Annotated in this window: 12 protein-coding genes; 1 reads left to right on the top strand and 11 read right to left on the bottom strand. The window is 39.3% G+C overall.

The window, feature by feature from the left end; all coding sequences use genetic code 11:
* The first annotated feature begins 13 nt into the window (after window positions 1-13).
* Window positions 14-2038, top strand: coding sequence for an Ig-like domain-containing protein (locus U8519_RS07140; protein WP_334329632.1), 2025 nt, complete (start codon window positions 14-16; stop codon window positions 2036-2038).
* A gap of 513 nt (window positions 2039-2551) precedes the next feature.
* On the opposite strand, the gene U8519_RS07135 is transcribed toward U8519_RS07140, so the two are convergent.
* The 11 genes from U8519_RS07135 to asnB form a co-directional block, all read right to left on the bottom strand.
* Window positions 2552-3295 carry an SDR family oxidoreductase gene (locus U8519_RS07135; protein WP_334329631.1) on the bottom strand — a complete coding sequence of 248 codons (744 nt, stop codon included), beginning with the start codon at window positions 3293-3295 and terminating at the stop codon, window positions 2552-2554.
* An 11-nt stretch (window positions 3296-3306) separates the two neighbouring features.
* On the bottom strand, window positions 3307-3723 hold the full coding sequence (locus tag U8519_RS07130; protein WP_334329630.1) for a cupin domain-containing protein: 417 nt from the start codon (window positions 3721-3723) through the stop codon (window positions 3307-3309).
* Window positions 3724-4232: 509 nt separating this feature from the next.
* On the bottom strand, window positions 4233-4670 hold the full coding sequence (locus tag U8519_RS07125) for a MerR family transcriptional regulator (protein ID WP_334329629.1): 438 nt from the start codon (window positions 4668-4670) through the stop codon (window positions 4233-4235).
* Between the two features lie 46 nt (window positions 4671-4716).
* Entirely contained in the window at window positions 4717-5418 is a 702-nt protein-coding gene (locus tag U8519_RS07120; protein WP_334329628.1) for an SDR family oxidoreductase, read from the bottom strand.
* A gap of 52 nt (window positions 5419-5470) precedes the next feature.
* Window positions 5471-8053, bottom strand: coding sequence for an FtsX-like permease family protein (locus U8519_RS07115; protein WP_334329627.1), 2583 nt, complete (start codon window positions 8051-8053; stop codon window positions 5471-5473).
* 9 nt (window positions 8054-8062) lie between these two features.
* Complete coding sequence (locus U8519_RS07110; RefSeq protein ID WP_334329626.1) at window positions 8063-8764, bottom strand: ABC transporter ATP-binding protein; 702 nt, start codon at window positions 8762-8764, stop codon at window positions 8063-8065.
* Window positions 8765-8899: 135 nt separating this feature from the next.
* Entirely contained in the window at window positions 8900-10147 is a 1248-nt protein-coding gene (locus U8519_RS07105; RefSeq protein WP_334329625.1) for an MFS transporter, read from the bottom strand.
* Between the two features lie 195 nt (window positions 10148-10342).
* Window positions 10343-12286, bottom strand: coding sequence for a M13 family metallopeptidase (locus U8519_RS07100; protein WP_442892134.1), 1944 nt, complete (start codon window positions 12284-12286; stop codon window positions 10343-10345).
* Window positions 12287-12506: 220 nt separating this feature from the next.
* Window positions 12507-12971: a universal stress protein gene (locus U8519_RS07095; protein ID WP_334329624.1), complete on the bottom strand. Its 465-nt coding sequence runs from the start codon at window positions 12969-12971 to the stop codon at window positions 12507-12509.
* A gap of 14 nt (window positions 12972-12985) precedes the next feature.
* Window positions 12986-14215, bottom strand: coding sequence for a carboxylate--amine ligase (locus U8519_RS07090; protein ID WP_334329885.1), 1230 nt, complete (start codon window positions 14213-14215; stop codon window positions 12986-12988).
* A 317-nt stretch (window positions 14216-14532) separates the two neighbouring features.
* Window positions 14533-16422, bottom strand: coding sequence for an asparagine synthase (glutamine-hydrolyzing) (gene asnB, locus U8519_RS07085; protein WP_334329623.1), 1890 nt, complete (start codon window positions 16420-16422; stop codon window positions 14533-14535).
* Window positions 16423-16432: the final 10 nt, after the last annotated feature.

Genomic DNA, 16432 nt, shown 5'->3' with positions numbered 1-16432 from the left:
GGTGAGGATTTACATGAGGGAAAAATTTAATAGATATTTACTGTCGATTTTGACTATTACTATAACTTTTTTGTGTTTGATCAAAATCACTAATGCAACCACACAAAATCAATTTCATACACAATACAATGTTGAAGCAGCAACCGCAATGACGCCTTCTGCTCCGCCAATCAAGATCATTGGTATTTGGCTGACGTCTGGATACGATGTGCAACCTGATGAGGATAATTACACGACGGTCAATAAGCCGATCACCTTATACGCCGACGCTGGTCGTTCAATTTTTGCGGCGCTATTCAGTCTCACCGCCAGTGCCCACTATCAATGGTATTCATCAGATGACGGTTTAGTTTATTCCAAAGTCTCGTCAAGAGATGGCGGGACCAGCCAGAATCTGACGGTCAATCCTTCTGCAGTCGGTACCAAATACTACCAATTGTGGACCGACTGGTACACCCTTATTTCTTGGGGACCAATAATTGATACTATGGCGTATACCAACATCGTTAAGGTCCATACACTGCCTGATCCCATCAACGCTGAAAGTTTAAAAGTCACATCCGATAGTGATTACTTGTACAACAACTTGAACACTAGCATTTTAGGTATTCTGAATTACAACGTCGCTGATACTACCCAAATGCACGCAACTGTCAAACCGGATGAAGCCACTGGTACCGTTAAGTGGTATAGCAGTGATCCTAGCATCGCTTCTGTTGACGAAAATACCGGTGCTGTTACTGGTAATACTAATAAAAAAGACGGTACCGTCACAATAACTGGTATTTATACCAACCCTGACGGTACAACGATAACTGACACTCATCAAATTGAAGTCGGTGGTGGTTTGAAAGATCAAACCGTTGGCGTTGGTCAACAAGCTACATTTACACTTCAGGGAAATTTGGCCGCAGCCGATGGTGTCGATATATCAGTTGAATGGCACAAAGTATCTCCAGATGGCAAGACCGATACGATCGTGCAAACCGGCAGCAAGACCTCATATACTACGCCAACCACTACCCTAGCTGACGACGGTTCTCACTACTATGCTAATATCGTGGTTTCCCAAACGACGGATGGTTCTACCAAAACTGAAAATGGTACTACTAATAAAGCCAAACTGAATGTATTGACCAAAGGTGATCCCGATATTTCGCAAACAATAGAAATGGCAACAACCAATAGTAATCAAATCAATGGTTCCTACCTCGATAACATTATGTCTGGGGATAGTATTACATTCAAAGATACATTAACAAATAACAGCAGTACCGGTACTTTATCCAATGGTAAAGTCGTTATTCCACTAGTAAAAGGTGCTATGGTTTACAGTATTTTTGTTGATAATAATATACCAAGTTACACAATGAATACTGACAATCCCAATTATGACGAATTGATTATTTCCAATACTGGTAATGGAAATAAATTGGATTTTGACTTGAATCAAACGCATACCGTTTTATTTTCTTACCTTGTTCCAGAAATAACAAAAAACCAAATCTTAACCACAGCACCAACCGTTAGCGGTAATAATTCTGACGGAAGTGCCTACAGTTCTGAAGGTCCCACCAATACAATCCACTTCACCACTGGTGGAATCACATTAACTCCAAGTAATATCTCGTTCGGATCACTCATTCAACAACCAGAATCAAAGTTGTTGAATAGAACTGATGCCACGAATACCCCAAACAACGTTCTAACAGTCGACGACAACCGCAGAGATCTTGAAGCAAGTCAAATCGAGCTTTCTGCAACACCACTGTACAAAGAAACTACCGATGACAGTGGCAATTCCGTAACCGATACTAATGATGTTCTCAATGGTGACTTAAGGTACTACAATGCGGACGGAACTTACACCAGTCTCGCGGATGGGGAAACTGCCACCGTAGAAACTTCAATCGAAGGTAGTCCGCTGAGTTCAGTTGCTTGGGCTCCGCAAGAGGGATTAAGATTATATCTCAACAATGGTGCGCAATCTGGTATTTACCAAGGGACCGTGACCTGGACTGCAGTTACGTCAGTGTGACGGGGTATTGCCGCTGATGGTGGAAAACAATTCCATCTACCGTGGACCGGTCTCAGCCTTCGTCTTCGACCTCGCTTTGAAGCCTGTAGTCTTCAAAGTCGTCCAGTGTTCTAAGCGATAAATCGCTAAGAACACTTTTACGGCGGATTCCATTGTTTTCCACCCTCAGCTAATTAGTATATTTTCTAGATTAGTTGTTACTTCGCAACAATTAGTCTTGTTGATTTTGATACTATTACAAATCAAATAGCACGTACGATAATTTGAATATATTATCGTACGTGCTATTTTCATATAACTTATAATATTTAGCTGGAGGTCAGCAGTAATGGAATCAGTGGCGATTGTGGTGTTAATGCGGGCGGTCTTCCCACATTTACAGCACGGATGTCTTTCTTGATTTGCGATTTGTGCAAAGCAAGAAAGCAAAGTTCGAGACCGCTTTTTGGCTCGGACTGGTCCCGCCACAGACGGAATTACTGCTGACCGGAAGCAGAACCCTAACCCCCACTATTAAGCTTGTTTTGTAGGATAGATAGTAAACTCGTTAACATTGACCTCTTCAGGTTGATCGATGGCAAAGTTGACCACTCGGGCAATAGAGATCGGTGCGATCCCGACTTGATCATACAAGGCATCCATCCCCTTCTTAGCGTCATCATCAGTAATCGTGTTCAACAATTCCGTATTGATAGCAGCTGGATAAAGAGTAGAAGTTCTAATATTTGTACCCTCTTGAGCACTCTCAGTTCGAATAACTTCCATCAAATTTCTAACCGCAAACTTAGTTGCCCCATAAACACCAGCGCCTGGAAAACTCTTGATTCCGGCAACTGACGAGGTTGTAATGATATGACCATGTTTTTGTTTGGTGAATTCAGGCATAACCGCAGCAACGCCATTTAGAACACCCTTCAAGTTGATATCGATCATATCGTTCCATTCATCGGTGTGCAAAGCACTGATCGGTGAAGTTGGCATAATACCAGCGTTATTAAAGATAACATCCAAAGCACCGTATTTGTCATTGGCTAATTGTACCAAGTCTTTGACTTCTTGCGGATCACGGACATCAGTGACTTTGTATGCGGCTGTACCGCCGTCCTTTTCAATATCGGCGACGATCTTAGCTAATCTCTCTTCACGACGAGCACCGAGAACGACCTTGGCACCGTTACTAGCAAGAAGTTTGGCAGTAGCTTCACCTATACCTGATGATGCTCCTGTAATTACTACTACTTTATTTTTTACTGACATATAATTTCTCCTTATTTACCTAACTTATCGTATTCTTCGTCTGTAACTTTTTCTAACCATTCTGATGTACCTTTAGTAATGGCAACGTGGCTGAACCAACTGTCCTTTGTTGCACCGTGCCAATGCTTAACACCATCATGAATAGCGACCACATCGCCCTTCTTTAATAGTTGAGCTGGTTTGCCGGCTTCTTGATACCAACCTTCACCACCAGTTACTAAAAGAATTTGGAAGCCATCATGATGAATGTGCCAATCATTACGGCATCCTGGTTCAAATGTGACATTTCCGACATTGACATCGATATTGTCATCGGCGGCTACTAAATTTTGTAAGTAGCTTTGACCAATGAAATATTTAGCGTAGGCTTCGTTCTTATCTCCAACTGGGAATACTCCATCGTTTTTTAATTCTTCATATTTTGCCATTTTATCTACTTCCTTTTCCTATCAAATAATTTCTCTAATTGATTACAGGGATTATTAAACTCCTTAAAGTTAACTTTAAGTCAAGCAATTATTTTGAACTTTTTTGAGATTGGAAAAGGATTCCGCTTCCGGTCAGCAGTAATTCCATCTGTGGTGGGACCAGTCCGAGCCAAAAAGCGGTCTCGAACTTTGCTTTCTTGCTTTGCATAAACCCGCAAATCAAGAAAGGCATCCGTGCCGTAAATGTGGGAAAATCACCCGCATTAACACCACAATCGCCACGGATTCCATTACTGATGACCTCCAGCTAAACTACCAACTAAAAAAGCAGTATGACATGTCAACGTGGATAAACTAACTTATCCACACTTTCATGTCATACTGCCTTAATTTAAAAAAACAAAAATATTCTAACTAAGTCACTACCAAATAGATGATCAACAAATATTCAGAAAGTATCACAAAACCAGCTGACGGTGGTCATCCACCACAAACAAAAGCAAAAAACATTACTCCTCATGATTCAACCGCTTCAAATAAGAAGCAAAATCCTCACTATCTTCAATATGCCCGTTGACCTTACCTTTATACCAATCTAACTTATCATTTAGAATCGTCCAACTGTGTTGCAATTCCGCAAACTGCTTCTCGAAATCATCATGGACCTCTTGCAATAGTGCGATCCGCTTATCAATTGTTGAATCACCTTCAGCACGCCATTTCACATATTGCTTCAATTGCTCGATCGTCATACCTGTACTCTTCAAATGTAATAAGAACTTGATCCAATTAGCATCTTGCTTAGTATAATAGCGCAAACCATTTTCAGTTCGATGTGGTTTGATCAATCCTTCCTTCTCATAATATCTAAGCGTTGGACTGCTCAAACCCGTTACTTGTGCGAAATCACCAATTCGATATTTTACTTCAGTTGTATTTGTATCCATTATTGTTGCCTCTTTGTATTAAAGTTGACTTTAAGTCTAACACTGATTACAGATCAACTCCACCATCAACTCGTAGAACTTGTCCCGTTACAAAATCATTTTGCATCAAATAAAGATAGGCACTAGCTACTTCTTCAACCGTGGCAACTCGCTTTAAAGGTACATCTTCGGAAAATTTGGACTCCTGATCTTTGATCTCTTTTGCGGACATACCACGCCACAGTCCAGTGGGTGTCCAAGTTGGCGAAACAGAGTTTACACGAATATTAGGAGCCAGTTCCACTCCTAATCCTTCGACCATCGTATTGATTGCCTGATTACCAACAATTGCTCCGGATGCGTCATAAGGATGACCACCGGATCCCGATGTAAAGATCAATGAACCGCCGTCATTGATATGTTTAGCGGCAATTTTTGCCAGCTGCAAATTAACGAAGAACTTATCCTCGATTGCCTTACGAATCAGTGCCATTGAACTGTCCAAAAAACCTCCGCCCATGGCTCCACCTAAGGTTGAAATAATGTGATCGTATTTGTCATGGCCAAAGAAAATCGTTAATTCATCTAAATTCTGAGCATTGATGGCATTTCCCGCAATCCCCGTCTCTTTAGTAAATGACAACAACCGCTTGGAATCATGGCCGATAACGATCACCTTAGCTCCAAGATTCTGAGCATCGATTGCTACTTGTTTACCAAAGCCTGATGTTCCGCCGACTACCAAAACTTTTTTATTCTTTAATTTCATATTTGCCTCCGTACCAAAAAAGAATCGAAAATTTCGATTCTCTTCTGCTTTATTATTCGTTTGACTTCAAAGCACCGATCATATCGATACCTTTTAGTTTTTGATGTGTTATTAACATGACGATCACTGTGAAGACGATCATCAGAACTGTGGCCACGATATATCCAAACATGCTTATCGTTAATGGGAAGATCACTAACGCCGTCGAAGCTTGATTCAGAATATATGCTGTCAGTAGATTACCTACTCCATAGCCCACGATAATTCCCAAAATCGTCAGAATGATATTTTCACGCACAATATACATCGTTACCTCATTATTATAGAACCCTAAAACTTTAATAGTTGATAATTCACGAATTCTTTCTGAAACATTGATATTCGTAAGATTGTAGAGCACTACAAATGACAAGACTCCTGATAACAAGATGAAGATCAAGACGATCGGCTTCAGAGAAGAAGTCATCTTGGCAATGGTTGATTCTTGATCGTAAGTGTAGCTGGTCCCCATTACTCCACCGTGCTTCAACAATTTATTAGCCAGACTGTTTCTCTGACTACTTGTTTGAGGCTTCAGATTGACTAATAACGTGTTAGTCTGTGCCTGAGTACCGAATAATTTCTTGTACGTTGATTTATTCAAATACATAAAGTGGCTGATAAAATTCTGTGTTACGGCAGAAACTTCGATCTGACCACCCTTACCACTGGCAGTTTTAACGTTTATCACATCGCCAGCTTTAACATCGAGAATGTTGGCCATCTTCTTTGTTAAAACGACTTGGTCATCTTTTAAGTTAAGTTTCTTACCGGTCTTAGAATCCTTCAGATGAATGTATTTAGAAAAGTTTTTACTTTCAGGTGTGTAAATATTCACATCATCAACTTGTTCACCATTAGCTTTGACTTTTCCAGTTGTGGCACTGATCTTGGTACTGCTACGATACTGATCATTATCATTGAGGATCTTCAAGGCTTTGGAACTCTCATTGTTCTTAGATAGTCTCACTACCGCTTGATAATCGAATATTTCACCGTACTGACGATCACCACTAGCACCGATCGAATTCTGAATACCGAATCCAGTTAGAATCAAGGCTGTTCCACCAGCAATACCAATAATTGTCATGAACATTCGTGATTTAAACCGGAACAAGTTACGATAGCTGACCTTGCGATTAAAGCTGAGATGATTCCACAATGGTTTGATCCGTTCCAATAGAATCTTCTTAGCTGACTTAGGAGCCTTAGGACGCATCAAAGCAGATGGTCCTTCTGAAAGTTCACGGCGAACAACGATCATCGCGGCACCAACAGTTGCTAATAGTGCAAACACTAATGCCAGCAGAACTATTAGCCATTGGAACTTAATATCCCACGTCAACGGGATGTACTGCTTGTACAATGCCAAAACAATCCGCGGCAAACTTTCATTACCGATCACAGCACCTAAGATTGTTCCGATCAACCCAGCGGCTAAAGCATAATAGAAGTAATTCTTAGCTATCTCCCACTTAGTATAACCGAGGGCCTTGAAGGTACCGATCTGACCACGAGCTTCTTCGATCATTCTGGTAATTGTTGTAAAAGTGATCAAAGCTGCAATCAAGAAGAAGAAGACAGGAAAGACGTTCGCAATTGCGGCGATTCGATCAGAACTTTCACCATAAGCTGAGAAGCCCGGCAAGTCTTCTCTAGTTTGCCAAGTATAATTTGTCTTAGTCTGTTTCTGTAACTTAGCATAGCCTGAAGTTAATTGTATCTGTTTAGAATTCAATTCCGCTAACTTATCACCAACATCAGTTCCAGCTGAACTAGCCAGCATTAACTGTGACTTAGCATCATTTAGTTGCTTCTGTTGCTCATCCAGAGTTTGTAAGTTATTTCCAACCAAACTGTCGGAACGCTCTTTAGCACGTCCCTTAAAGGCTGCTTTTAATTTTTTTACTTTAGAATCGACAGCATCTTTGTAGCTGTCACTAAAGGTATTTTTTGATTGTAGTTTATTAAATCTAACATTTAATTGAGTTGCGAACGGCAAGTTCATCTGGCTGTCATAAATATAGGCAAACATTCGAACTGTTCCGTCACCGACATTACTAGCACCACGGGATTCATTATCGATGTATTGCGGCGAACTGGCGAAACCAACGATTTTGTAAGTTCTAGCTTTCAAATCAGCTGACTTGTCAAAAGTAAAACGGTCACCAAGTTTATAATTGTATTTGGTCTTCGCCACCTGATCTAGGACAATCTCATCCTTAGACTGCGGTTTGCGGCCACTTCTCATTATCAATTGATTTTGCTTATTAGATTTTTTATATCCATACAATGCCATCGCTACATGACTCTTGCTGCCGACTACTTGTTTGTATTTGACAGTTTCCGCCTGGGCACCATTTACTTTCTCAGCCAGATCGATATCTTTATCAGTAAATCCCGTCGTCGAGATCAATTGAACGTCTGACAGTTTCTTATTTGTCACTGTTGTATTCAAAGAATCATTCAAACTCGGACCTGCGGCCTTGACCCCAACAAAAATCAAAACACCTAGCATAATGATCAAAATAATAGCGATGAAGCGGCCCTTCGACTTGGCAATATCCCTAAACATATTCTTAGTCAGTGGTTTCAATGTTTTCACCTACCATTCGATATATTGAACTGGCATTGGATTAGGGTTGTCTTCGATCGAGCGCACACGGGCGTCATTGATTCTGATAATACGATCAGCCATTGCTGCCAGCGCTGAGTTATGCGTAATAATGACAACTGTCTTATTATTCATGTGACTAGCATTCTGCAACAACATCAAGACTTGCTTACCAGTTTCGTAATCAAGCGCACCAGTCGGTTCATCACACAACAGTAACTTGGGATTCTTTGCCAAAGCACGTGCAATTGCCACACGCTGCTGTTCACCACCGGATAGTTGTGAAGGAAAATTATCAATTCGATCACTTAATCCAACTTGATTCAAAGTCTGTGTGGCATCCAGCGCATCACCAACGATTGCCGAAGCCAGTTCAACATTTTCCTTGGTAGTTAGATTAGGAATCAAATTATAAAATTGAAACACAAATCCAACATCGTTGCGACGATATTCTGTTAGTTGACGTTCTGAAAATCTGGCAATATCTGTTCCGTCAATAATCACCTGTCCATCACTGGGCGTATCCATTCCTCCTAGAATGTTAAGCACAGTTGACTTACCTGCACCACTAGGTCCGAGAATTACCGTTAATTTTCCACGCTCAATATCAAACGACAAATCATTATTAGCAATGATCTGCGTTTCCCCCATCTGATACCGTTTGAACTCATGTCTAACCTCGATATATGCCATTAAATCACCTTCACCTATTAAAAAGAGGCTGGACAAAAGTCGCGGCCTCTTTAATTTTTAAAATTCCATAATAATTATAGCATTTTTTAGGTAAATAATTTTATTATGTAAATTTCAAAAAATTATATTGTTGGATCATAATGTTTTTTGTAATTCTTTGTCATAATTTCTTGTTACTGGTACTAATAAGACGAACAAACCGCAGAGCAACGTTCCCACACCTGCGATGATAAACAGACTATGAACGCCGATCTTGTCAGCCAATGGTCCGGCAAATATCAAGCCCACGGGACCAGAAATACTCATCAATGAATTCAATATTCCTAGAACTCGTCCAAGATTCTCTGGCGGATAGCTCTGTTGAATCATTGCCATCAGCAACGTATTAAAGAATGGTGTCGCTAGTCCAGCAATCGTGTTGAGCACCGCAAACCATAAGAATCCCACATGATTACCGGGCAAGATTCCACTGATAGCAAAGGCAATTCCCATGACCCACATGGAATCAAGAATGGGTTTCATCCGATCAGACCAGTTACCTAAGAAACCGATAATTGCTCCACCAGCCAGCATTCCCACAGAATAGACCACTTCAATGATACCTGCCTGTGCTACTGTTCCATGGAAATATGACATCGTCATCAACGGATACATACTTGCAGCTGGCATGAATAATAATGTGAAAACTGTCCCCATCAGAGTGATATACCACAGTCCTTTGTTACTACGCAGCTGATCGAGTCCGAATTTTACATCAGATAAGACATGAACTCTCTCGTCATATACTGGATTCTCCGGAATGATCACGAAGAGAATAATAGCTACACCAACAACGGCTCCCACGACATCTAGCAATATCAAGTAGGCAATTGGTACGATTGAGAATAAAAACGCTCCTAAAGCTGGTGCAATGATCATATTAGCCGATTGCACCATCCCTAATTGTCCATTCATCTTAGTGATTTGTTCCTTTGGCACCATAGTAGGCATGATCGATTGAATCGTTGGCATCTGGAAAGTCTGTGCGATCGATCTCATCAATAATGAAACAAAAATCAACCAGAGTGGAAAGTCCTTGTTGATAATTCCTACGATCGACAAAATAATCGCTAAAATTGCGGCAATAATATCCGGAACTATCAGTAAGAACTTCTTGTTAGTCCGATCTACGAATGGACCAATAAACGGACTCAATAAGACCATCGGTAACATTCCTAATAGAGTCGCAAAACTCAAAATAGTTGCCGATCCGGTCTCCTTAGTTAAGTACCAAATAATGGCGTACTGCACCACCATGCTGGTGATACCTGACATGAATTGTCCGAATAAGAACAAGTAAATATTTCGTCGCCAATTTGGTATCGAAAATGTATTATCTGACATAAAATCCCCCCTTTAATTGAATTACGCAGAAATTGAATTATCGCATGATAATAATATCAAGTCAAGGCCATTTATACTAGTGGGTAATAAAAAAACCTCAATGAAATTATAATTTCATTGAGGTATATATTATGTTAAACGTTTTGCTTCACTAACCTAGGTAATGCTCAAGAGTTAAACGTTTTGTTCCACTCTCTACCAGATATTTACTCTTTTATCTTCATCTAACCACATGCCATCATCTTTTGTAACACCAAAGGCGTCATAAAATTCGTCCATGTTTTGTGCTTGGACGTTAGCACGTAGTGGACCTGGGGCATGGACATCGGTTGATAGTAGTAATTCATTGAATTCTTTAGTTGCCTTTAGTCTCCAGACACGAGCCCAATTAATGAAGAATTTCTTCACATCGTAATCGTTCTCTGTCTTGGCTGCTTCTAAGGCACAGCGTAGTCCACCGACATCGGCGACATTTTCACTGACAACTAACTTACCGTTAACTTTTCCACCAGCATATGGGATGCCGTCGAATTCATCGATCATGCTTTGAGTCAACTTGGTGAACTTAGCGTAATCTTCTTTAGTCCACCAGTTGTTCATGTTACCAAACTCATCGAATTGGGCACCGTTGTTATCAAATGCATGAGAAATTTCATGGGCAATAACAGCACCGATACCACCGAAGTTCTCACTGCTTGTTTGTTCCAAACTATAAAATGGAGCTTGCAAAATAGCAGCTGGGAATGTGATGTCATTTCTTGATGGATCATAACAAGCATTGACCATATGTCCTGGCATCAACCACTTAGTACGGTCAACTGGTTTGTGATATTGATCCAGTGAATCTTGAATGAAGATCTTTCTGATCTCACGCAAGTTGTCATACAATGAATCATTCTCATTGATCTTGATCTTACTGTAGATATGATCGATCTTATCAGGATAACCAACTTTAACCTCGATCTTATCCAACTTAACAATGGCCTTTTTCTTAGTATCTTCACTCAACCAAGTATTATCACTGATACGTTGTTCATAAATCGAAATCATCTTTTTGATCATGCCACGAACATCATTCTTAGCATCTTCACCGAAGTACTTCTTACCATAATAGACACCGACTACTTGACTGAAGATCCCTGCAGCACGATGATATGCGAATTTAGTCCGGTTTTGAAGTTCTTTAGCACCACTCAAAGCAAGATTGTATTCACCGATAACTTGACGGAATTCTTCATCTAAACTCGAAGCATTGCCAGTTAAGAAGTTGACCATCATCCAAGCCTTGATATCCTCAAAGGTATCGGCGTTGATAATTTTATTTAGATTGTCCAAATAACGAGGTTCAGTAATAATGACTTTGTCAGGTGTATCGTTGATCTGCTCAGTAACTTGCGACTTCAAGTCAAGAACATCTGACTTAGTGATGTATTCAGAAAATGGCATTGGATTATAGATCTTAGTATAATCGGCCCACTCTTCTGAACCCTTAACGATCGGAACCAATAGCTTATCGAACTTCAAAGCCTTCTCAACAATCTTCTTAGCGTCATCAAGATTATAGCCGATCATTGATAGTAAGCGAGTTGATACTTCTGCAAACTTCTTTAACAATTGTTCACCCGACTTATTACCTTCAGCGTAATAAGTCTTATCAGGTAGGATCAAACTAGCTCCACCAATGTAGACAACATTCTTAGAAGTATCCTTCATGTCAGCATCGATTGAAATATCAATTGGCAATGGGAAACCTGCCTTTGATAATTCAGCCAACTTATCACTAAATTCTTGCAAACTAGTGATATCGTTGATCTTCTGGATATCTTTCAAAATTGGTTGATGATGAAACTTATTCAAATGTTCAGCATTGTTAGCTAAGCGGTATAGCTTAACAGCTTGAGACATCAAATCATCATTGAGTTTTTCCTCATTATTTGCAAATTCATGGAATTCCTTCATTAAGGTCTTTTCAACACCCTCATCAAGATCCATAAATCCACCAGTACGCGGCTTATCTGAAGGAATCTCAGCATGTTCTTGCCAATCTCCATTAACAGCTAAGTACAAATTTTCTTTATAATCAGCGGGTTGAGCATTTACCATATCCCCTGCGCCACCGATAATTTTACTAGTAAACATATATTCACCACCATGCGATATTTACCTAATACTATATCACTCTTTGTTTTTCATTAAAAAAATTATGGTTCTTTACAAGGCTTAGTTGCTATTAAGCTACCATAATAATTTGACCAATGACGAGAAAAGGAGTGTCACGACAAATTGTCGTAACGCTCCTTTTTAAATATGCAATAATCTAAAAATCCAATTGCCAGCAGAACTCTTCACAGCCTAATTTTTATCTAATAACACTAACTGAAACTCTAGAATTATTTACGATCTTAGCTGCTTGAGAACCGATAGTATTACGGTGACGGTTCTTCTCTTCAACTCCGACAATAATTAAGTCAGGTTGGAACTTAGGTACCACTTGTTCAACAATAACTGAACCAGGGCTACCTTCTGTAACCATCAAGTGAACATCTTTAACACCATAAGTCTTGGCCTTTTGACCATATGTTTCTAGCAACTCTTTAATTTCATTACGACGTTGTTTTAAGACATCTGGATCAAGTGATTGAAAGATATTCAAGTCACCAGTTTCCAAAACTGAAGCTATTCCTAATTCAGCACCATAATGTTTTGCCAATGAGCAGGCATAATTAAAGGCATTTTTCGATGATAAGAAATCGTCTGAATCTACACAAATCAAAATCTTAGAATACTCAATTTTCTTTACCTTGTATTCTTTTAATTCATCCATCTAATAAAAACCTCCTATTTTTTGAAGTCGCGTCCTTTGTTAGCTTGGAAATATTGATCGAATCGTTTTACATAATTGTGGAACATGTAAGTCATCAATAACCAACGCTTGAAGGACTTGTCTTTGTCATAGAAAACCGTTGTTCCTGTACGATCTTGCTTGATCAACTCTTCAGCATACTTACTTGCTTCATTATCAGCAGCGTATTTTCTGAAGACCTTAACAGGAATTCCCAACCACAATTTGTGTTGAGCCTTGTTCTTGTTAGCATATACAGTTGGTTCATTCTCTAGACTACCTTCAATATAATCTTCGACTACATATTTGGCAAGATTATAGCCATTCAAGGTTACGAAGAAACTACTTCTTCCTTGACGCAAGTTGATTTCGAAGAACTTGAATGTCTTATCACGAGAATCATACTTCATATCGAAGTTAGCATAGCCAGTAAATTCAATATCTTCCAAGAATTTTTGAACTAGATCGTACACATCTTGGTTGAATTCTGGCACGATTGCTACATAGTTACCGATTGATTGAGGTGTTGGATCTTCCAAAATTGGATGTCCTAAACACATCATCTTCACATGGTGATTTTGGTCAACATAGGCGTTCAACACACGCATATTTGAGTCATCACCGGGAATGAAGTCTTGTAAGATCAAGTCAGATTTATAACCATTATCATAAATCTTACCAACGATATCCATATATTCTTCATTTGAGTGAATAGTGAAAGCCTTTTTCCTACCCTCAAAATGAATATCTAACCATTCGACACTATTAGCCGGTTTCAAAGCAACTGGAAAATCAAATGGGACTTCAAGTCCTGACTTGTCTTCATCCTCATAAGCTGCTTTGGTGATGATCTTTGTTAAGGGATGTGGAAGTCCATGTTTGTCAGCCACATTATAGAAGCTCTCTTTGTTATTTAATGATTTCAATAAATCATAATCAACGTATGGACAAATAAATGTCTTGGAAAGTTCTTCCTTATGTTGACTAATCAATTCAGCATAACCATCCCCGCAACCAATCAAAATAACTGGCTCGTCATGTTTTTCATACTTTTTGGCGATTTCGCGCATTTTTTCGATAAAAACAGGATCTTCAGCAAATCCAGGATAAATAGTTAAATTTATAATTTTTGTATAGCGAGTAGGTGCTAGTTGAGCACCGGCATATGCATCAACTACTCCACCATAAAGTTCGTGGAACGCACGCGCCATACCATATACATTCATATCACTACCTAGTAATACCGGTGTGAATTTTTTTCCTGATTCAGTTTCGATAGGGATCAACCTCTTACTTTATTTAATTCATAATTTTATAATTACACACATTTCAAACAAAATTATACCATATTACGAATTGCACAACGATACCTTAACGGTAATTAACTCATTAAGCCCACCAGATTGCCGATCTAAGGACATTTTAAATCAATAATTTGTGTGAACAAATTCGTAAGCTAACAATTATCTATAACACAGTTTATTGATTTACTGAGGCGTTATAGCGGTAAAAAAAAGAACGCGATCGCGTTCTTTTTGTTTGATTATTTAACTTGAGGATCAACTGCTGGTTTTTCACCATTATTGATGAAGAATACTTTGTACCAAATCAAGAAAGTATAAACCGTCCAGATTTTACGACGGTCATCATTATCACCTTTGTAGAATCCATCGAGCATTTCCAAAATCTTATCTTGATCAAAGAATTCATTTACATAGTCTTCACTGAATAGTTCATGGAACTTGTGATAAACATCTTCGGTACGGATCCAATCACGAATTGGAACTGGGAAACCTAGTTTTTCACGTTTTGCCCATGCGGCTGGCAAGGCACGTTCGGCAGCTACACGTAAAGCATACTTGCTGTCCTTACTATTCAATAAATACTTAGTTGGAATACCAGAAGCCACCTTGGCAACTTCTTTGTCTAGGAATGGCACACGTAATTCCATAGAGTTAGCCATACTCATACGGTCAGCCTTAAGTAAAATATCATTTGACATGAACTGGTGAAGATCAAGATATTGCATCTTCTTAACTTCATCGTCATAGTCAGCCACTTTGCTGTAACTTCTCATAACAATATCTTTGACTGAACGTGATTTTTCAAAATCAGGTTTAACCAAGTCTGCGGCTTCTTGTTCGGTAAAGATCTTAGCTTGACCGATGAAGAACTCTTCTGCCTTGGCAGTTGACTCGTACAAGTGCAATCTTCCTGGGAAGTTTGGCATCTTCTTCAAACCACGAGCCAATTTGTAACGTGCGCCTTTAGGTAGTTTCTTCAAGTCTTCAGCGAAAACACGAATTGCCTTTGAGTGTGAATGGTAACCATAGTTGGCATAACCAGCGAACAATTCATCGGCACCTTCACCAGATAGAATAACCGTTACATCCTTACTTGCTAGCTTAGTTAAAAAGTACAACGGCACACAAGATGGATTGGAATCTGGTTCATCCATGTAGTATTGAATCAAAGGCATAGCCTTGATAGCTTCATCCTTAGTCACAATACCACGAGTGTTTTGTAAGCCTAATTGATCAGCTAAATCTTTAGCGGCACTACCTTCTTCGTAAGTACTTGTATCAAAGTCGATCGAATACGTATGCTCTGGTTTGAGAATAGCCGTTACATAACTTGAGTCAACACCACTGGATAGTAATGAACCAACTGGCACATCACTGATTGCGTGTTCTTTAACTGAGTTACGTAAGGATTCATCGATCTTTTTAACAGTATCTTCAAAGCTCAAATGATTTTCTTTGAAGTTCATGTCCCAATACTTCTTGATACTCAACTTACCATTCTTGTAAGTAAAGTAATGTCCTTCGGGAATGCGGAAAACATTCTTAAAGAATGTTTCGTTCAAAGCTGAATATTGGAAAGTAAGATAAGGTTTTAATGCGGCCTTATTCAATTCCTTCTTGAAATTAGGCTGCTTCAAGAAAGATTTGATCTCTGAACCAAAGATAAATGTTCCTTGACGATTGTAATAATACAATGGCTTAATACCGAAGAAGTCTCTCGCTCCGGTAATATCGCCTGTTTCTAAATCATAGATCACAAAAGCAAACATTCCACGAATCTTCTTCAACAGGTCAACAATGCCCCACTCTTCGAATCCGTGTAATAGAACTTCTGTATCAGTATCAGTGCTGAACACATGTCCAGCCTTCAATAAATCTTTTCTAACATCTTGATAGTTGTAGATTTCACCATTGAAGATAATAGCCTTGCTTCTATCTTCGTTATAAATTGGTTGCATACCACTTTGGATATCGATGATACTTAAACGACGGAAACCTAATGCGGTATTTCCATCGATCAATTCTCCAGAGCTATTAGGACCACGATGTTTGATCGTATCCATCATGGCTTCAATAACTGGCTTCTTGTCAGCAATATTCTTGTCTACAAATCCGACAATTCCACACATAATAATTCTC

Source organism: Companilactobacillus sp. HBUAS59699 (assembly GCF_036913575.1).
GTDB lineage: Bacteria > Bacillota > Bacilli > Lactobacillales > Lactobacillaceae > Companilactobacillus.
Note: the sequence above shows the minus strand (reverse complement) of the source record. Positions and strands in the feature narration are given on the sequence as shown.